Origin of the sequence: Alteriqipengyuania halimionae (assembly GCF_009827575.1) — a bacterium.
GTDB lineage: Bacteria > Pseudomonadota > Alphaproteobacteria > Sphingomonadales > Sphingomonadaceae > Alteriqipengyuania_A > Alteriqipengyuania_A halimionae.
Genome location: NZ_WTYR01000001.1, coordinates 714,728 through 733,658, shown reverse-complemented (window position 1 = coordinate 733,658; position 18,931 = coordinate 714,728). Strand labels below are relative to the sequence as shown.

At 63.3% G+C, this 18,931-nt stretch carries 19 protein-coding genes; 10 read left to right on the top strand and 9 right to left on the bottom strand.

The window, feature by feature from the left end; genetic code table 11:
- Positions 1-258 precede the first annotated feature (258 nt).
- The 5 genes from rpiB to GRI68_RS03580 are packed head-to-tail and all read left to right on the top strand — an operon-like array spanning position 259 to position 3,413.
- Positions 259-693 (top strand): ribose 5-phosphate isomerase B, encoded by a 435-nt coding sequence (gene rpiB / locus GRI68_RS03600; RefSeq protein WP_160615956.1) that lies wholly within the window; start codon positions 259-261, stop codon positions 691-693.
- Entirely contained in the window at positions 690-1,994 is a 1,305-nt protein-coding gene (gene glyA, locus GRI68_RS03595; protein WP_160615954.1) for a serine hydroxymethyltransferase, read from the top strand. The genes rpiB and glyA overlap by 4 nt, the downstream gene beginning before the upstream one ends.
- A gap of 2 nt (positions 1,995-1,996) precedes the next feature.
- Complete coding sequence (locus GRI68_RS03590) at positions 1,997-2,224, top strand: hypothetical protein (RefSeq protein WP_160615952.1); 228 nt, start codon at positions 1,997-1,999, stop codon at positions 2,222-2,224.
- Positions 2,225-2,701: a transcriptional regulator NrdR gene (gene nrdR, locus GRI68_RS03585; RefSeq protein ID WP_160615950.1), complete on the top strand. Its 477-nt coding sequence runs from the start codon at positions 2,225-2,227 to the stop codon at positions 2,699-2,701.
- The gene (locus tag GRI68_RS03580; RefSeq protein ID WP_160615948.1) at positions 2,685-3,413 is read left to right on the top strand and encodes an RNA methyltransferase; all 729 of its coding nucleotides are present in this window, start codon (positions 2,685-2,687) and stop codon (positions 3,411-3,413) included. The genes nrdR and GRI68_RS03580 overlap by 17 nt, the downstream gene beginning before the upstream one ends.
- Positions 3,414-3,429: 16 nt before the next feature.
- On the opposite strand, the gene GRI68_RS03575 is transcribed toward GRI68_RS03580, so the two are convergent.
- The gene (locus tag GRI68_RS03575) at positions 3,430-3,771 is read right to left on the bottom strand and encodes a chorismate mutase (protein ID WP_407643323.1); all 342 of its coding nucleotides are present in this window, start codon (positions 3,769-3,771) and stop codon (positions 3,430-3,432) included.
- A 202-nt stretch (positions 3,772-3,973) separates the two neighbouring features.
- Between GRI68_RS03575 and rpsD the strand changes: the two genes are divergently transcribed.
- Together rpsD and GRI68_RS03565 are read left to right on the top strand one after the other, a co-directional pair.
- A complete protein-coding gene (gene rpsD, locus GRI68_RS03570; RefSeq protein WP_160615946.1) occupies positions 3,974-4,588 on the top strand; it encodes a 30S ribosomal protein S4 in 615 nt (204 codons plus the stop codon).
- A 161-nt stretch (positions 4,589-4,749) separates the two neighbouring features.
- Positions 4,750-7,320 carry a sensor domain-containing phosphodiesterase gene (locus GRI68_RS03565; RefSeq protein ID WP_160615944.1) on the top strand — a complete coding sequence of 857 codons (2,571 nt, stop codon included), beginning with the start codon at positions 4,750-4,752 and terminating at the stop codon, positions 7,318-7,320.
- Here GRI68_RS03565 and tgt read toward each other — a convergent pair.
- The 5 genes from tgt to GRI68_RS03540 form a co-directional block, all read right to left on the bottom strand.
- Positions 7,317-8,438 carry a tRNA guanosine(34) transglycosylase Tgt gene (tgt, locus tag GRI68_RS03560; RefSeq protein WP_160615942.1) on the bottom strand — a complete coding sequence of 374 codons (1,122 nt, stop codon included), beginning with the start codon at positions 8,436-8,438 and terminating at the stop codon, positions 7,317-7,319. The two genes, GRI68_RS03565 and tgt, sit on opposite strands and share 4 nt — an antisense overlap.
- Positions 8,439-8,457: 19 nt before the next feature.
- On the bottom strand, positions 8,458-9,222 hold the full coding sequence (locus tag GRI68_RS03555; protein WP_160615940.1) for an ABC transporter permease: 765 nt from the start codon (positions 9,220-9,222) through the stop codon (positions 8,458-8,460).
- On the bottom strand, positions 9,219-10,151 hold the full coding sequence (locus GRI68_RS03550; protein WP_160615938.1) for an ABC transporter ATP-binding protein: 933 nt from the start codon (positions 10,149-10,151) through the stop codon (positions 9,219-9,221). The genes GRI68_RS03555 and GRI68_RS03550 overlap by 4 nt, the downstream gene beginning before the upstream one ends.
- A 46-nt stretch (positions 10,152-10,197) precedes the next feature.
- Positions 10,198-11,076: a DUF481 domain-containing protein gene (locus GRI68_RS03545; RefSeq protein WP_234028702.1), complete on the bottom strand. Its 879-nt coding sequence runs from the start codon at positions 11,074-11,076 to the stop codon at positions 10,198-10,200.
- Positions 11,077-11,156: 80 nt separating this feature from the next.
- Positions 11,157-12,548, bottom strand: coding sequence for a cryptochrome/photolyase family protein (locus GRI68_RS03540; protein ID WP_160615934.1), 1,392 nt, complete (start codon positions 12,546-12,548; stop codon positions 11,157-11,159).
- A 40-nt stretch (positions 12,549-12,588) separates the two neighbouring features.
- On the opposite strand from GRI68_RS03540, the gene GRI68_RS03535 reads away from it, so the two are divergent.
- Positions 12,589-13,368, top strand: a complete 780-nt coding sequence (locus tag GRI68_RS03535; RefSeq protein ID WP_160615932.1) for a phosphatase PAP2 family protein — start codon at positions 12,589-12,591, stop codon at positions 13,366-13,368.
- A 37-nt stretch (positions 13,369-13,405) separates the two neighbouring features.
- Here the strand turns inward: GRI68_RS03535 and GRI68_RS03530 are convergent, their stop codons facing one another.
- Genes GRI68_RS03530 through GRI68_RS03520 form a run of 3 tightly spaced genes read right to left on the bottom strand, consistent with a single transcriptional unit; the run spans position 13,406 to position 17,367 of the window.
- Positions 13,406-14,398: a metal-dependent hydrolase gene (locus GRI68_RS03530; protein ID WP_160615930.1), complete on the bottom strand. Its 993-nt coding sequence runs from the start codon at positions 14,396-14,398 to the stop codon at positions 13,406-13,408.
- A 12-nt stretch (positions 14,399-14,410) separates the two neighbouring features.
- Positions 14,411-15,445: a 2-oxoacid:ferredoxin oxidoreductase subunit beta gene (locus tag GRI68_RS03525; protein WP_160615928.1), complete on the bottom strand. Its 1,035-nt coding sequence runs from the start codon at positions 15,443-15,445 to the stop codon at positions 14,411-14,413.
- A complete protein-coding gene (locus tag GRI68_RS03520) occupies positions 15,442-17,367 on the bottom strand; it encodes a 2-oxoacid:acceptor oxidoreductase subunit alpha (protein ID WP_160615926.1) in 1,926 nt (641 codons plus the stop codon). The genes GRI68_RS03525 and GRI68_RS03520 overlap by 4 nt, the downstream gene beginning before the upstream one ends.
- A 109-nt stretch (positions 17,368-17,476) precedes the next feature.
- Here GRI68_RS03520 and GRI68_RS03515 point away from each other — a divergent pair, with 109 nt between their 5' ends.
- Both GRI68_RS03515 and GRI68_RS03510 read left to right on the top strand, forming a co-directional pair.
- Positions 17,477-18,436 (top strand): alpha/beta hydrolase, encoded by a 960-nt coding sequence (locus GRI68_RS03515; protein ID WP_160615924.1) that lies wholly within the window; start codon positions 17,477-17,479, stop codon positions 18,434-18,436.
- Positions 18,433-18,930, top strand: a complete 498-nt coding sequence (locus GRI68_RS03510; RefSeq protein WP_160615922.1) for an RNA pyrophosphohydrolase — start codon at positions 18,433-18,435, stop codon at positions 18,928-18,930. Before GRI68_RS03515 ends, GRI68_RS03510 begins: the two co-directional genes overlap by 4 nt.
- The last annotated feature ends 1 nt before the right edge of the window (position 18,931 follow it).

Genomic DNA, 18,931 nt, shown 5'->3' with positions numbered 1-18,931 from the left:
CGCCCTTTCAATGCGCGAGGCAGGGGGAGTCAATAGCGGTAAAGTAATTGTCAGCGCTGACCTGCGACCCAAAACAGTATCGCGGCAAGGCTCTAGGCGCCCGCAAACAAGAATGTTGCGCGCCATACCGCCATCTGTTCGGGCTGGCCGATAATGGCGATGATCACCTGTGCGGCCGCGATCCGTTGCAGCGCAAGTCTGGGCATGAGGCACGTCGAGTGGGTAGAAAGGCGGCGACGCACGACCTATAGGGGCGCCATGCGTATTGCCATTGCTTCCGATCATGCCGCCATCGAGATGAAGGCGGCCCTGCGCGAGTGGCTGATCGAGGAAGGTCACGAAGTGGCCGACCTCGGGCCGGACAGTCACGACAGCGTCGATTATCCCGATTTCGGCTACAAGCTCGCCAGCGTCATCGCCGACGGCACGGCCGAGCGCGGGATCGCCCTGTGCGGCTCGGGCATCGGTATCTCGATGTCGGTCAACCGCAACCCGCAGGTCCGTTGCGCGCTCGTGTCCGAGCCGCTCTCGGCCAGCCTCGCGCGCCAGCACAACGATGCGAATTGCCTCGCGATCGGCGCCCGGCTGACCGGGCTCGACATGGCCAAGGCTTGCGTCACCGCATTCCTCACCACCGAATTCGAAGGCGGTCGTCACCAGCGCCGCGTCGACAAGCTAGCGGATCCCCAATGAACGTCGAACGGACCTCCACCGCCCCCACCGGTTTCTTCACCGAGCATCTCGAAAGCGCCGATCCGGCGGTCCATGACGCGATTCGCAAGGAGCTCAAGCGCCAGCAAGACAAGATCGAACTGATCGCGAGCGAGAACATCACCAGCCTCGCCACGCTCGAAGCGACCGGCAGCGTGTTCACCAACAAATATGCCGAGGGCTATCCCGGCAAGCGCTATTACGGCGGCTGCGATTACGCCGACGAAGTCGAGACGCTCGCGATCGAGCGCGCGAAGGAACTGTTCGGCTGCAACTTCGCCAACGTCCAGCCCAATAGCGGCAGCCAGATGAACCAGGCGGTGTTCCTCGCGCTGCTGCAGCCGGGCGACACCTTCATGGGGCTCGATCTCAATTCGGGTGGTCACCTCACCCACGGATCCCCCGTGAACATGAGCGGCAAGTGGTTCAACCCGGTTGCTTACGGCGTGCGCGAGGATGACGAGCTGATCGACATGGACGCGGTTCGCGCGACCGCGCTCGAGCACAAGCCGAAGATCATCATCGCCGGCGGCACCGCTTATTCGCGGGTGTGGGACTGGGCCGCCTTCCGCAAGATCGCGAACGAGGTCGGGGCCTATCTGATGGTCGATATGAGCCATATCGCAGGGCTGGTTGCGGGCGGTGCCCACCCCTCGCCCGTGCCGCACGCCCATGTCGTCACGACCACCACCCACAAGAGCCTGCGCGGTCCGCGCTCTGGCGTAATCCTGTGGAACGACGAAGAGCTTTCCAAGCCGCTCAACATGGCGGTGTTCCCCGGCATGCAGGGCGGCCCGCTGATGCATGTCGTCGCGGCCAAGGCCGTGGCTTTTGGCGAAGCGCTGCAGCCGAGTTTCAAGGCTTATGCCGACGCGGTCGTCGCCAATGCCCGCGCGCTGGCCGCAAGCCTCGAAGAACATGGTTTGCGCGTCGTGTCTGGCGGGACCGACAATCACTCGATGCTGGTCGATCTTTCCGCCAAGGAAGTCACCGGCAAGGACGCCGAGAAGGGCCTCGATCGCGCCTGGCTGACCTGTAACAAGAACGGCATCCCGTTTGACAAGCGCAGCCCCTTCGTCACCAGCGGCATCCGCCTCGGCACGCCTGCGGGCACCACGCGCGGCTTCGGTGAACAGGAATTTTCAACCATCGGTCGATTGATAGCGGAAGTGGTCGACGGTCTAGCGCATAATGGCGCAGAGGGCGACGCACAGGTGGAAGAACGCGTGCGCGGCGAAGTCGCCGAGCTGTGCAAGGCCCACCCGATCTATCCGGAGTTGTAATCATGAGCGAACGCGAACCCAAGAACCACCAGGATCACGACCTGATTCCCGATGCCAAGGAAGAGATTTCGGACATGGCCAAACAGGGCATGGAGCACCCCTCGACCAAGCCGGTGCTGATCGGCGCGGCAGCGGGTGCCGTGGCCGGCGCGATTCTTCCGGTCATCGGTCCGGTGATCGGCGGCGTCGCGGGCGCGGGCATCATGCTGTACAAGCGATTGCGTCCGTAAATGCGTTGTCCTTTCTGTGCCTTTGACGACAGCCAGGTAAAGGATTCCCGGCCGACCGAGGACAACACGGCCATCCGCCGCCGGCGCCAGTGCACCCAGTGCGGCGCGCGCTTCACCACTTTCGAACGCGTGCAATTGCGCGATGTGACCGTAGTCAAGAACGGCGGCGACGGCGATCGTGAGCGGCGCGAACCGTTCGATCGCAGCAAGATCGAACAATCGGTGCTGTTGGCCTGCCGCAAGCGCGACGTCGCGCGCGAGAAGATCGACCAGCTCGTTTCGGGCATCCAGCGCCAGGTCGAAACCGCGGGCGATAGCGAAGTCTCCTCGCAGCGGATCGGCGAAATGGTGATGGACGGCCTGCGCCAGCTCGATAGCGTCGCCTATATCCGTTTCGCCTCGGTCTATCGCGATTTCAGCGAAGCGCGCGATTTCGAGGAATTCGCGAGCACGGTGCGCGATGTCGGCGCCGAATAACCGGCCCGTCATCGTTCTCGTCCGGCCGCAGCTGGGCGAGAATATCGGCAAGGCGGCACGCGCGATGCGCAATTTCGGGCTGACCGAGATGCGCCTCGTGACCCCTCGCGACGGCTGGCCCAACCCGGCGGCCGGTCCTGCTGCCTCCGGGGCCGACGACGTGCTAGAAACCGCCGAAGTGTTCGACAGCCTGGCCGAGGCGGTGAGCGATTGCGCGCATGTCTACGCCACCACCGTGCGCAAGCGCGGTGTCACCAAGCCGGTCATTACGCCCGAAGAAGCGGGGCGCGCAATCCATGCCGAGCCGGGCCGCTCGGCAATCGTGTTCGGTCCCGAACGCTCGGGGCTGGAAACCGACGATGTCGCCGTTGCCCGCACCATCGTGACCGTGCCGATCGATCCCGATTTCGGTTCGCTCAATCTCGCCCAGGCCGTGATCCTCTGCGCCTACGAATGGTCGAAAGGCCGTGACCTGGTCCAGCCGACGCAGGAGGACACCCTGCCCCCAGCCCCGCAGGCGGAGTTCGAAGGGATGTTCGCGCAACTGACCGCCATGCTCGAGCCGCGCGGCTATTTCCTGCCCGAAAGCCGCGCCGATTCGACGCGCCGCACCTTGCGCACGATGCTGACCAAGCCGGGCTGGAATCACCTGGAGATGCGGACGTTGCGCGGTGTGCTGTCGTCGCTCGCACGGCCCGAACGACGCGATTGAGCGACCGAGCCCGCGCTTAGCCGCGGGTGCGGTCGAAAACGTCCATTTCGTAGGCGATCGACGCTTCGACGAGGCGATCCCAGATATCTTCCAGCGCGGCTTCGGGCATGCCCGCCGCGCGCGCATCGGCCACCACATTGTCGATAACCTGACGCTTGCGTGCCTCGTCGCGCACGGCATCGCGATTGGGTTTGATCCGGGCCGCGGCGCGCATGTAGCCGAAGCGCCGATCGAGCAGCTTCATCAACGCGCGGTCGGTCGCATCGACCCCCGTGCGAACCTCGGCCATGGTGGTGCAGTCGTCGGGCAGTTTGAAAGCGTCGTCCATCGCGCTCCCCTGCCCCGTGTCGAGACCCATGTCGAGTGGCAGTGTCGAGACTTGACCGACAGGGCTTTCCTGCTAGATGGGCGCCTCGCTTCGCGCGACTTCCATAAAGTCGAACGAATTGGCCCCGCACCCCGGTGAAGCGGTGGCCGCATCATGGAATAACGCCATGATGGTGCGATGCCGGGTTGAATGGCCGCCAGCGGGGTGGTCCAGCAAATCGAAGGAAAGACTTATGTCGAAGCGCAAGAGCGCCAAGTACAAACTCGACCGCCGGATGGGCGAAAACATCTGGGGTCGTCCGAATTCGCCGGTGAACAAGCGTTCCTACGGTCCGGGCCAGCACGGCCAGCGCCGCAAGGGCAAGATGAGCGACTTCGGTCTGCAGCTCCGCGCCAAGCAGAAGCTCAAGGGCTATTACGGCGACGTGACCGAGAAGCAGTTCAAGGCAACCTACAAGAACGCTGCCGCGATGAAGGGCGATACCGGCCAGAACCTGATCGGTCTGCTCGAGCAGCGCCTCGACATGGTCGTCTATCGCGCCAAGTTCGCGCCGACGATCTTCGCCGCGCGCCAGATCGTCAACCATGGCCACATCAAGCTGAACGGCGTGAAGACCAACATTCCTTCGGCCCGCGTCAAGGTCGGCGACGTGATCGCCCTGGGCGACAAGGCCAAGGAAATGGCCCTCGTCATCGAAGCGCAGAGCCTGCCCGAGCGTGACATCCCCGATTACGTCGCGCCCGAAGGCAACGACGCGGTGACCTTCACCCGCGTCCCGAAGCTCGACGAAGTTCCGTACCCGGTGACGATGGAACCGAACCTTGTGGTCGAATTCTATTCGCGCTGATCGATCGCCGGTCTACCGGCCGATCCAGTGCGATCGAGAGACGAAGGGCGGCCTTGCGGGGCCGCCCTTTTTCGTTGGTCCGGCAATGCCTGCTCACGCCGACGAGAGATAAATTCGTCACAGTAAACGACTCGATAACCGTTCTGTTCTATGAGTGGAGGATGGGCGCGAAGAGCAAGTCTGACGACGGGCTGACGAGTGGAGAGGCAGATCGCCTCGCCGCCCTGGCAGATCTTGCCATTCTCGACACCGCTCCTGATCCCGAGCTCGACACACTTTGCCGTATCGCAGCCGATACATTGGGCGCGCAAAGCGCCGGAATCAGCTTCGTTGCGCGCGACCGCCAATGGTTCAAGGCGCGCCACAACCTGACATTGCGGGAAACTTCGCGCGACAACGCTTTCTGCGCGCACACCGTTGCCGCACGCAAGCCGGTCGTGGTGCTCGATTCGGAGCAGGATGAGCGCTTCAGCGCCAATCCCCTGGTTACCGACGCCCCGTATATCCGTTTCTATGTCGGCGCTCCGATCATCCTGAAATCGGGCTATTGCGTGGGCAGCCTTTGCGTCATCGATCAAACGCCACGCAAAGAGCTTAGCCAAAACGACATCGATACCCTCGAACGCCTGGCCATGCTTGCCGCGCAACTTATCGAACAGACACGTCGCAGACGATTCAGTGACATCGCCGGCAAGGTCATCGAGAGCAGCCTCGACGCCGTCCTCGCGGTCGACAATGCCGGAACGATCATCTTCCTCAACCCGGCAGCGGAGCAGTTGTTCGGTTATTCACGATCCGAAGCGATCGGCAGCCATGTCGGTCTGCTGATATCCGAGAAGCATGGGTCGGAAGAGCGGCAGGTCTTTCTCGATGCCGCTGCCGGTCGTCCGACGCCGCTCGATGAAAGTGCGCTGGAAATCTTCGCTCGACACAAATCGGGCAGTGAATTCCCCGCCAGGCTATCGCTTGCCCCGTGGGGAACCGATCGCCCCGATGGCGGGTATGCCGCGATTATACGCGACGTCACCCGGGAAAAGGCGCTTGAAGACGAAAAGAATCGGTCTCGCGCTTTCCTTGACGGCATCCTGGAAAACCTGCCCGTCATGTTGTTTGTGAAGGACGCAAAGACACGCAAATACCGTTTCGTAAACACGAAGATGGAAAAGGTGGCTGGTCGCACAGCCGAGCAAATGCTCGGACACAGCGATGCCGAGCTTTTTCCCGACGTGGGGGATGGGTTCGAAAACCGCGACAAACTCGCCATTCAATCGCGCGAACCGTTCGTCCATGAAAGTCAGTTCGAACGCGACGACGGCACGGTCTCGCATATCCGCACCACTCGCGTGGTCATGGCCGGGCCGGAAAGCGACGATCAGTTCATTCTCGGCATCGGCGAGGATCTTACCAAGACCCGTATTACAGAGGCGGAAAACTATCGTCTCGCCCGCTACGATACGCTGACCGGCCTGCTGAACCGAGCCAAGCTCGCCGATCTGCTCCGGGACCTTGTCGCCTCGAACAAGACCTTTGCATTGCTCAGCCTCGATCTCGATCGCTTCAAGTCGGTCAACGACCAGTTTGGTCACCTGGTGGGCGATGCCGTGCTCAAACAGGTCGGCGGCCGAATCGAATCGCTCGTCGGAAGCGAGGATTTTGCCGCCAGAATCGGCGGCGACGAGTTCATGGCCGTCCTGATTGGCGACGATCTGCGCCATCGGGCTGAAGCATTTGCCCACCGCCTCATCAGCCGGATCGAAGAGCCGATGGTGACACCGCGCGCGACCGTTCATCTGGGCGCTTCGATCGGGATCGCGATTTTCCCCGACGATGCCACGACGACGGAAAAGCTGAGGGAAAATGCTGATCTGGCCCTCTATCGTGCGAAAAATCGCGGACGTGGGGTTCCGTGTTTCTTCGACGACGGAATGGATGCCGCGGTGCGCGATCGACGCAAGCTGGAGCACGATTTGCGCCGCGCGGTGGAGCAGAACCTGATCGGGCTCGCCTATCAGCCGATCATGTCCACCGCCAGCGGACGGATCACCAGCGTCGAGGCTCTCGCCCGCTGGACTCATCCCGCCCATGGTCTTGTGCCTCCCGATCACTTCATTTCGCTCGCCGAAGAGACAGGCCTGATCGATCGGCTTGGCGATCATCTTATCCGGCTGGCCTGCGAGGATGCCTGCCACTGGCCCGAGCATGTTCGTGTCGCGGTCAACCTCTCGCCGCTGCAGTTTCGAAACCCGAGCTTCGTCGCGAATATCGAGGCGGTGCTCGAAAAGACAGGCCTCGCCCCCAACCGCCTCCAGCTCGAGGTGACCGAACGCGTCGTCCTGCAAAACGTCGAAGAGACGTTCGCGCAACTCGAGGCCCTGCGCGCGCTCGGCATCCAGATCCTGATCGACGACTTCGGGGTCGGCCACTCCTCGCTGAGCTATTTCCAGCGTTTCTCGTTCGACAAGGTCAAGATCGACAAGTCGTTCATCGCCGAAATCGAATCGTCGCGCGCCGCGAGGGCGATCGTCGAAGCGGTGGTCGGCCTGGGCCGCAAGCTGGATATGGGCATCGTCGCGGAAGGCGTCGAAACGATGGACCAGCAAGAGATTTTGACCAAGATGGGCTGCACCCACTTGCAGGGCTACCTGTTCAGCAAACCGACCGATATCGTTACACTACGGCTCATGCTCGATGCGCAAACCAAACCGCACAAGAGCGAGCACCGGGCCGCCTAACCGAGATAGTCGCGCCGAAAATCGGTGGCGAAGGCAGCGAAACGCCCCTCCCCGATCGCATCGCGCATCGCCTGCATGAGCTGCTGGTAGAACGCGATATTGTGCTCGGTCATCAGCATCGCGCCGAGGATTTCCTGCGATTTGACGAGGTGGTGCAGATAGGCGCGGCTGTAGGTCGCGCAGGTGTCGCACGAACAGCGATCGTCGAGCGGATCGGTGTCTTCGGCAAAGCGTGCATTGCGCAGATTGATCGGTCCGTTCCAAGTGAAGGCCTGCCCGTTGCGGCCCGAACGGCTCGGCAGCACGCAATCGAACATGTCGACCCCGCGCTCGACCGCGCCGACCAGATCGTCGGGCTTGCCAACCCCCATCAGGTAGCGCGGGCGATCGTCCGGCAACTGGCCGGGTGCGAAATCGAGGGTCGCGAACATCGCCTCCTGCCCCTCGCCCACGGCCAGCCCACCGATCGCGTAGCCGTCGAACCCGATATCGGCGAGCGCGTCCGCCGATTGCCGGCGCAGCTCCTCGTCGAGCGCGCCCTGCTGGATCCCGAACAATGCCGAGGTAGCGGCATGTTCGCCGCCTTGATCGAAAGCATCGCGGCTTCGCTTGGCCCAGCGCATCGACATCTCCATGCTCGCCGCGATCTCATCGCGCGGACGGTCGGCGCGTGGGCATTCGTCGAACGCCATGACGATGTCGCTGCCGAGCAGGCGCTGGATTTCCATGCTGCGTTCGGGAGTCAGCATGTGCTTCGAGCCGTCGATATGGCTGCGGAACTCGACGCCCTTCTCGGTAAGATTGCGCAGGTCCGAGAGGCTCATCACCTGATAGCCGCCGCTATCGGTCAGGATCGGGCGATCCCAGTTCATGAATTTGTGCAAACCACCCAGCTTCGCGACACGCTCGGCACCAGGGCGCAGCATCAGGTGATAGGTGTTGCCGAGGATGATGTCGGCCCCGGTCTTGCGCACGGTCTCGGGTTTCATCGCCTTGACCGTTGCAGCGGTGCCGACCGGCATGAATGCCGGCGTACGGATCGTCCCGCGGCGCATGGCGATTTTGCCGGTGCGCGCGGCACCGTCGCGGGCATGAATGGAGAAGTCGAAGCGCGTCATCGCCTCGCCGCCTAGCCCGTCAGGCGCGCAGTCGCCAGCCCGTCTTGAAGATGTAGGCGACGATTGCGACGCAGATCGCCAGGAATCCGAGCGTGATCGCGAACGAAATGCGGATATCGACATCGGCGCTGCCGTAAAACGTCCAGCGCAGCCCGCTGACGAGATAGACGATCGGATTGGCCAGCGCGATCGTGTCCCACGGCTTGGGCAGCATCTCGATCGAGTAGAACGTGCCGCCCAGGAAGGTGAGCGGGGTCAGGAACAGCATCGGGATGATGCCGAGCTTCTCGAAATTGTCGGCCCAGATGCCGAGGATGAAGCCGAACAGGCTGAACGCCGCGGCGACCAGCATGATATAGATCAGCGCGAGCAACGGGTGCGCGATCGAATAGTCGACGAAAATGCGCGCGGTTACGAGGATGATTGCAGCAAGGATCAGGCTCTTGGTCATCGCCGCCCCGACGAAGCCGATCAGCGTCTCCGCGACGCCCACGGGTGCCGAAAGCAGTTCGTAAATTGTGCCGGTAAAGCGCGGCATGTAGATGCCGAAGCTCGAATTGCTGGTGGTCTCGCCCAGCAGCGTCAGCATCAGCAGGCCCGGCACGATAAACGCACCGTAATCGACGCCGTTGAGATCGGGCATGCGCCCACCGATCGCGGCACCGAAAACGACGAAATAGAGCGCGGTGGTGAGCACCGGCGCGAGCACCGACTGGAATGCGGTGCGCAGGAAACGCAGCAATTCGCGGGTGTAGATCGACCAGGTAGAGCGCCAGTTGATCATGCGTTCTCTCCCAAAAGAGAGACGAAAATGTCTTCGAGGCTGCTTTCGCGGATGTCGATGCCGATATAGTCGATTCCGGCCGCGATCAGCGCCTTGGTAAGGTCGGCAACCTCCGCCTTGCCTTTTCCGGTGCCGTCGCCGCCGCGATAGCACAGCTTGGTGCCGCCCTCGGTCAGTTCGACCGGGAAGCGCGCGATGGCAGGGGGTATTTCAGCCATGGGCTGAGCGAGTTCGATATGCGCCTCGGTCCGCCCGAGCCGCTTCATCATCGCATGCTTGTCGTCGATCATCACGATCCGGCCGCCATTGATCACGCCCACGCGGTCGGCCATTTCCTCGGCTTCCTCAATGTAGTGCGTGGTCAGAATGATGGTGACGCCGCGAGCGCGCATCTCGTCGATCACCGCCCACATGCCTTTGCGCAGTTCGACATCGACGCCCGCGGTCGGCTCGTCGAGAAACAGCAGGTCGGGCTCGTGCGCCAGCGCTTTGGCAATCAGCACACGTCGCTTCATCCCGCCCGATAGCGCCATGATTTTCGCATCGCGCTTGTCCCACAGGCTCAGGCTTTTCAGGATCTGCTCGATCCGCGCCGGATCGGGAGCGAGCCCGAACAGCCCGCGCGAATAGGACACTGCGCGCAAGACGGGGTCGAACATATCGGTCGAGAGTTCCTGCGGCACCAGTCCTATCCGCCGCCGCGCCGCGCGCCAGTCGTTCGAAAGATCGTGACCGAACGCGTGCATCGTGCCCGAAGTCGGGCGAACGAGGCCGCAAACCGCACCGATCAGCGTCGTCTTGCCCGCGCCATTGGGGCCGAGCAGCGCGAACACCTCGCCCTTGCGGATCGTTAGGTCGACATCGTCGAGCGCCTTGAGGCCACCGGGATAGACCTTGGTCAGCCCTTCGATTTCGAGAATGTCGCCCATTCACCCCGGCTAGCGCGCATCGCGCCGCCGGGGAAGCGGAATCGGGTCAGAAGTCGTAAACCAGCGTGAAGCGCGTGATCGTATCGGTATCGACCTTGCCGACTGGCGGATCACTTTCGAAATCGACCTGGTACGATACCCGCGTACGGAGCCGATCGGTCACGCCGAATTCCACGCCGGTAAGCGAGGACAGCGTGGAGTTCTCTGCCGCAAGCACCGCGCTGGCATCCTGGGTCATCGAAATGCGCTCGGCCAGCTTCCAGTCGAAATCCACCGCAGCAAGCGCGGCGAGCCGCTCGCGATCATCGTCGGTGATGAAGTCGGTGTAGCGATAGGCGGGCCCGGCCCGCAGTGCGAACGACACGCCGCCACTATCGATCGCGGTCCAGCCGATCCCTCCCGAGGCGATGTAGCGGCCCGAGAAGCCCGAAATGCGATCACGCTCGAACTGGCCGAGACCGTAGGCGAACAGATTGTCGCCCAGTTGCAGCCGCGGTTCGTAGGCAAGCAGGAAACGCTCGCGCGTCGTGATGCCGCGGGTCTCCTGGTAATCGACATTGCCGCGCAGGAGATGCTTCCAGTCGACTCCTTCGCGTTCGAGCCGCACGGCTGCGGTCACCCCGACGTTCTCGCTATTGCCGGTCGAACGGAAGGCCCCGATCTGGCCCTTCCCGCCCCAGCGCTCGAACATTCCGGCTTCCTCGATCGCGAGGCGTTCCTGCTCCGCCCTTTGTTGGGCGGCCGCTTCCTGACCGGTACGAAACGCGGTTTCGAGCGCATCGATCTCGGCCGCGCCTTCGGGATAGGTCCGGCGCGCCAGTTCGATCACTGTCGCGACCTTTTTGGGATCGCCAGTGTCGATCGCTGCTTCGATCATAGCGCGCACCCCCTCGGGCAGGTCGAGAGCGGCAACAGGGGAGGTCAAAACCGCTAACGCAGCGGCAAACGGGAGAATCGTGCGCATCACGCCGCTCTAGCCTCGACATGCCAGCTGCGTAAACCCGCCTATTTGGCTGCGTGATAGGCCCCCAGCGCGCGCTCGCGAGCTTCCTTGTGCCCGATCATCTTGACCGGATAATCGCCCCGCCGGTCGTCCGCCGGATCGTGAATCTCGTCGTCGGACAGGTCGGCGAGTTCGGCGATGTATTCGCGGATGTAGTCCGCAGCGTCGAATTTGTCGCTCTGGGTCAGCGGCGCCATGATCCGGCTGAACATGTTGCTGTCGACCCCGGTCCCTGAAATCCACTGCCAGTTTACGCCGTTATTGCCGTAATCGGCATCGACGAGGCAGTCCCAGTACCATTTCTCGCCGTACCGCCAATCGATCAGCAGGTGCTTCACGAGGAAGCTTGCGGCGATCATCCGCACCCGGTTGTGCATCCACCCGGTCTGCCACAGCTGTCGCATCCCGGCATCGACGATCGGGTAACCGGTCATGCCCTTCTGCCAGCATTCGAGGTCCTGCCGGATCAGCTTGCCCGCATTCGGATTGCGCCACAGCGTGCGCTCGTCGTAATCGCGATAGCTCTCGCGCGCATAGTCGGGGAACTGGCAGATCACGTTCTGCGCGTAATCGCGCCAGATGATTTCCTTCAGGAAGGTCTGCCAACCATCCGATCGCAGGTGTTTCATCCGGTGGTAGACCTGCACGGGGCTGATCTCGCCCCAATGCAGATGCGGGCTGAGGCGCGAGGTGGTGTCCTGCGAGGGCAGGTTGCGGCCCTCGTCGTATTCGGCCACCTCGTCCGCCCACCAGTCGAGCCGCTCATGCGCGGCGTCTTCGCCGACGGTCCAGAAATCGCGAATGCCCGCGGCCCAATCGGGATCGGTCGGGAGCAGATCCCAATCGGCAAGCTCGTCGCTCTCGGGCCAGCTGTCGGGAGAATGAAGCGTCTCGGGCGCGTCCAGTGCATCGCGCGGAGGAAGGACTTCGAGCATCGATCGCGCGAAGGGCGAGTAGATCTTGTACGGATCGCCCGAACCGGTCGTCACACTGCCCGGCGGCATCAGGTAATTGCCGTCATGCAGCACGAGCTCGCAATCCTCACCCAGCGCATCCCGCAATTCGTCCTCGGCCTCTTTCCACCAGGGCTCGTAATGGCGATTGGCATGGATGGTGCCGGCCCCAACCTCGTCGGCAAGCGCCGCGAGCACCTGCGGCGCATCGCCCTGGCGCAGAACGATCTGCGAGCGACGCGCACCGAGCGATTTGCCCAGACTTTCAAGCGAATGGTGCAGCCACCAACGCGAGGCACCGCCATAGGCGTGGTCGCCCGCACGCCCATCGTCGAGCACGAAGACGGGAACCACCGGGCCTTGTGCTGCGGCGGCATGGAAGGCGGGCTGATCGGCCAGGCGCAGGTCGCGCCGCAGCCACACTATCTGGGGTGAACTCATTGCTTCGGAACGGGAGGCCGCGCGCACGGTTCCGATTGTCATGGAAGTGAAACAAAACGCGCAAGGGCAATCGGCCGAAACCGACGCGCCCCCCTCCACCACTGCCGATACGATCCGCCTGCCCGAACGCGGCTTCGCGATCGACCGGCCCAAGGCGCTGATCGCCGCCGCGATGTGCTGGGCCGGCTGGGCGATCATGGTCTGGCTGGTCACCACCGGCCGGACGCTCGACATCGACCAATGGGTGCTGTTGTCGTTCCGCACCGGCGAGGATCTGGGACTGCACGGTTCAGAACGGGTCCTGGAGACCGTACGCGACATCACCGCGCTGGGCGGTGTGTTCCTGCGCAACCTTTTCGCGCTGGCGGCGGTGGTGGCGCTGCTGTTCCTCAAGCTGCGGCGCGAGGCGGTGCTCTATGCCCTTACCGTTGCGAGCGGGTGGGTCGCCAATACCGGCATGAAGCTGCTCGTCGGGCGCGAGCGCCCCGAAATCGTGCCGCACCTCACCCATGCCGGCGGCGAGAGCTTTCCCAGCGGCCACAGCTTCAGCGCGGCGGTGGTCTATATCGGCATGGCAATCGCCTTCGCCGCGCTCAGCCGTCGCCACTCGGTGCGCTATACGGTGATCGGCTTCGCGATGGCGGTGTCGGCGCTGGTCGCCTTCAGCCGCGTGCTGCTGGGCGTGCACTTCCCCAGCGATGTGATTGCGGGCTGGCTCGGCGGCGCTGGCTGGGCGTTTCTGGCGGCCGCGCTGTTCTACGCCCCGGCCAAGGCAGCGGCGGAGAGCGAGACGGTGAAGAAGATGGATCCGTCCGAATAGTCGTTGTCGTTGCGAGCCGAAAACGCGGCAATTACGCTTAGGGAAGCGGCTCGCATTCCACATCGGGCATGGCGACGGTGAAGCGATCGCGCGCGCGCGGATCGTAGTAGCGCGCGTCTCGAACGAGGATTTTGCCACCAGAGCTGCACTCGACGAACGGCGTTCTGGACCAAAATATGAAAGCGGCGAGTTGGCGATCACCAACAGCGAGCTCCACTGCAGAAACTGGCGGATCGGCGCCATCTTCGATCCAGACGACTTTAGCTTGGAGACTCGTCATTTCTTTCGAAAGCCCGCTAGCGAGTGTCCATTGACCGGACACTGGCGATGCTGTCTCGACATCGCTGCCCGGAGCATACCAGATGATCTCGCGTTTCCAGATCGCCAGTGGGACAGGGGAGCCGATTGCATCAATACCAGGGTAATTATCGTAGAATGTCAGCGCATCGTTTTCAGATTTGACAGCAATCGCTGCATTCATGCCGATATATGCCAGCCCCACCGCCCCCGCGATCTGCGCCGTCCTCCGCCAATTCCGGCCGCGCTTCTCCTGCCGCAGCGAGAGCCACAGGCCGATGCCCAAAATCGCCCACAGCCACACATCGATGATGAACAGCACGTCGCCGTAGAACCAGCGGTGCGAGAACGGCTCAAGCAGACGGATGCCGTAGACGTTGAGCCAGTCGAGCGCCGGGTGAGTGAGGCAGCCGATAAAGCTCAGCGCATAGAGCCAGCCGAAATGCACCGGCAGCCGCCCCTCGGGCCGTTTTCCGCGCCGTGCCTGCCAGCGATCGAACCACCAAAGCGCGCCCGCCAGCAACAGCGGCAACAGCACCCAAGCGATCGGCCCATGCGTGATCCCGCGGCGGAAGGCGAGGTGCTCCACCCCGTCGAGCCACAGAAAGCAGGCCGCATCCACATCGGGCAGGTTCGCGCCGATGATCAGAGCCGCCATGCCGAGCCCGGTCTTTTTCTTCAGCCCCGCCTGCCCGATCACCGCGCCGACGAGGGAATGGGTGAGATTGTCCACCCCTCTCGGCCCTTACTGCGGGTCCTGCGCCGTGCCGTTGACGGTCCAAGTCTGGCCCGAGCCGAGCAGTTTGGCTAGGTTCGCTTCCTTGCCCGCGGTCGATTTCTCGCGCTCTGCGATGACGGCGCTTTCGTAGGTTGCGGCCGGATCGTCGTAGAGGACGCCAAGCGGCATCGGGAACGGGCCGAACGGCAGTTCGGCCAGCAGGTGCGCCATCACGCGATTGGTGACGTCGTGGACGCGCACACCGGCGGCCTGCCAGTCGTCGTTCTCCACATCGACCACCGTGAAGGCGAGCTTGTCCGTATCGAAGGCGAGACCCTTGGTGCCGCCTGCGAACAGCATGGGTTCGCCGTTTTTGAGCCAGAGCTGGCGATTTTCGGCGCCCTTGGGGGCGGCGAAATCGTCGAACACGTCCTTGTTGTAGACGATGCAATTCTGGAAGATCTCGATGAACGCCGCGCCCTGGTGGGCATGGGCGGCGGTGAGCACCTCGGGGAGGTTCTTCGAGACATCGAACCCGCGCGCCACGAAGCGCGCGCCCGCGCCCAATGCGAAGGCGCAGGGGTTGGCCGGATGATCGACGCTGCCGATCGGGGTCGAGGGGCTGCGCGTGCCTTCGCGGCTTGTGGGCGAGTACTGGCCCTTGGTCAGGCCGTAGATCTCGTTGTTGAACAGCATGATCTGCATGTTCACATTGCGCCGCAGCACATGCATCAGGTGGTTGCCGCCGATGGAAAGCCCGTCGCCGTCACCCGTCACCAGCCACACGTCGAGCTCGGGGTTGGCGAGCTTCGCCCCCGTCGCCACCGCCGGCGCGCGGCCGTGGATCGTATGGAAGCCGTAGGTTTCCATGTAATAGGGAAAGCGGCTCGAACAGCCGATGCCCGAGATGAACACTGTCTTCGCCGGATCGCAGCCCAATTGCGGCAGCGTGCGCTGCACAGCCTTCAGGATCGCGTAATCGCCACAACCCGGGCACCAGCGGACCTCCTGGTCGGTGACCCAGTCCTTGAGCGTGGTTTCGATTTTAACGGGTGCGTTCATTGGTCGGCCTCCACACTCGGCAACTGCTGGTCATTGGCGGCGACCTCTCCGCCTTCATTGCCGTCCACACCATCGAAGAACTTGGCGATCGCCTCTTCCAGCTCGGCGATCTGGAAGGGCTGGCCGCTGGTCTTTGTGAGCGGAATTGCGTCGATCAGGAACTGGTCGCGCAGCACAGTCTTGAACTGGCCGGTGTTCATTTCGGGCACCAGCACCTGATCGTAGCCGCGGAGCAGCTCGCCGAGATTGGCGGGCAGCGGCCAGATGTGGCGGACATGGATATGCGCCACGTCGCAGCCCTTCTTGAGCGCGCGACCGACCGCCTGGTGGATCGGGCCGTAGGTGCTGCCCCAGCCGACCACCGCAAGCTTGCCAGAGGTTTCGCCGCGGCAAACCTCCTGATCTGGTACGTCCACACCCAGCACCTTTTCCTTGCGGATATCGGTCATGTGCTGATGATTAGCCGGATCGTAGGAAATATTGCCGGTCCCCGCGTCCTTCTCGATCCCGCCGATGCGATGCATCATGTCGGGCGTGCCGGGCTTGATCCAAGGGCGCGAGCCCTTTTCGTCGCGCTTGTAGGGGAGCAATTGCTCGCCGCGCGGCTCGGTCAGGAATTCGACCGGGAACGGGGTGTAGTCGGCAGGGTTCGGCACTTTCCACGGCTCGGCGGCATTGGCGATGTAGCCGTCGGTCAGCAGCATCACCGGGGTCATGTACTGCACTGCGATGCGGCAAGCCTCGATCGCGCATTCGAACGCATCGGCAGGGCTGCGCGCGGCGATCACCGGCATCGGCGCATCGCCATTGCGACCATAGACCGCCTGGTAAAGATCGCTCTGCTCGGTCTTGGTCGGCAGGCCGGTGGACGGGCCGCCGCGCTGCGAATTGACGATGACGAGCGGCAGCTCGGTCATGATAGCAAGGCCCATCGCCTCGGTCTTCAAGGCGATGCCGGGGCCCGAAGACGAGGTAACGCCCAGGCTCCCCGCCCAGCTCGCGCCGATCGCGGCGCAGACGGCGGCAATCTCGTCTTCGGCCTGGAAGGTCGTGACGCCGAATTCCTTCAATCGCGCGAGATGATGCAGGATCGCCGAGGCCGGCGTGATCGGATAGCCGCCGAAGAACATCGGCAGTTCGGCCAGTTGCGCACCCGCGACGAGGCCGAGGCTGATCGATTCCGCGCCCGTCACCGTACGATAGAGGCCCGGTTCGCTCGGCACCGGAGGCAGTTCGACCTGCTTCAGCGGGCCGGAAATCTCCGCCGTCTCGCCATAGGCGTGGCCGGCATCGAGCGCGGCGATATTGGCATCGGCAATATCGGGCTTCTTGGCGAATTTGGCCTTCAGCCAATCGTGGATCGGCGTGCGATCGCGATCGAACATCCACAGCGCAAGGCCCAGCGTCCACATGTTCTTCGAACGCAGCGCATCCTTGTTGCCGAGGCCGAACGGCGCGACCGCTTCAATCGTGCGCGCGGAAATGTCGAACGCCAGCAGATCGAACTTGGCAAGGCTGCCGTCTTCCAGCGGGTTGCTGTCATAACCCGCCTTGTCGAGATTGCGCTTGGTGAAGGCGCCGGTGTCGGCGATGATCAGACCGCCCGGCTTCAAGGCCGCGAGGTTCACCTTCAGCGCCGCCGGGTTCATCGCGACGAGCACATCGGGCGCATCGCCCGCGGTGTTGATCTCGCGGCTGCCGAAATTGATCTGGAAGGCCGAAACGCCGAACAGCGTTCCCTGCGGCGCGCGGATTTCGGCCGGAAAGTCCGGGAAGGTGGCAAGATCGTTGCCTGCCAGCGCGGTCGAAAGCGTGAACTGTCCGCCGGTCAATTGCATCCCGTCGCCGGAATCGCCGGCGAAGCGCACGACGATGGAATCGGGGGCCGCGGAGGTGTCGGATTGGAGTGCAGCGGTAGCCATGGATGTCCCGTATCAGATGGCCCGTCCCTATGCTCTCCCTTGCGCCGTCAAACAAGTCTTGTGCGGAACGCGACAATGCGCGAGCGGTTGAATTGATAAAGGAGATACCATGTCCGATACCGAACATTTCGTGCGCGACGATGTCGCCGGATTCCTCGCCATGCTCGAACAATTGGGGCGCCCCGGCGTAGAGGAACTCCCGCTCGACGAAGGCCGCGCGGGGATGCGCGCGATGGGGACGATCGCCGAAGCCGAACCGCGCGAGCTTGCCGTGATCCGCGACCTCACTTGCCCCGGCCCGGATGGCGACATCCCGCTGCGTTTCTACGATACGAAGGAAACACGCGAGCCAGGCCCGGTGGTCCTGTTCCTCCATGGCGGCGGCTTTGTGATCGGCGATCTGGAAGTCTACCACTCGCTTTGCACCGAGATTTCGGCGGTGCTCGATCTGCCGGTCATCTCGGTCGATTATCGCCTCGCGCCCGAGCACCCCTTCCCCGCCGCGCCCGACGACTGCGAAGCGGCAGCGCGCTGGGTGGCGAGCTCACCCAAGGAGTTGGGCCGCGACGTCACCGGGCTGATCGTGACCGGCGACAGCGCGGGCGGCAATCTCACCATCGTGACCACCAATGCGCTCGGCGCGGACAAAGCCGATGTGCCGGTGGTGCTTCAGGCGCCGATCTATCCGGTCGCGGGCGACGTGGCCGAAACACAAAGCTTCCAGGATTTCGCCGAAGGCTTCCTGCTCACCGGCGCGGCAATGAGTTGGTTCACCCAGCAATATCGCGGCGATCCGCTGAGCCATCGAGTCAACCCGATGATCGAGGAAGCGAAGGACATTCCGCCCACCGTCGTCATCACCGCGGGGCTCGATCCCTTGCGCGATTCGGGCCGCGAATATGCCCAGCACCTGATCGCGCGCGGAGTCGATACGACCTATCTCGAAGCGCCCGGTTCGATCCACGGCTTCGCCACGCTGCGCAAGGCGATCCCGAGCGCGCAGGGCGATATCCATGCGTTGCTCGATGCGATGAAGCTGATGCTGCGCCGCCACGGACATATCGCATGAGCGCGCCCGACACCCAAGAGTCCAAGGACGCCACCCAGTACCGCCCCTGCGTGGGCGTGATGCTGATCAACGGCGAAGGCCAGGCCTTCGTCGGCAAGCGGATCGACACCAAGGAAGGCGATTGGTGGCAGATGCCGCAGGGCGGCGTCGATGAAGGCGAGGATGTCCGCGAAGCCGTCTATCGCGAGCTCTACGAGGAAACCGGCATTGCCCGCGAGCATGTCGAGATTCTCGGGCAGACCGAGAACGAGCTGTTCTACGATCTCCCGCCCGAACTCCATGGCAAGCTATGGGGCGGCAAATATCGCGGCCAGCGCCAGACCTGGTATTGCGCGCGCTTCACGGGCTCCGACGACGACGTGAACCTCGAGGCGCATACGCACCCGGAATTTTCCGACTGGCGCTGGGTCGATCGCGCCTCGCTGCCGGAACTGATCATCCCGTTCAAGAAGCCGGTTTATCGCACAGTGGTGGAAGAATTCCGCGAGTTCTGAG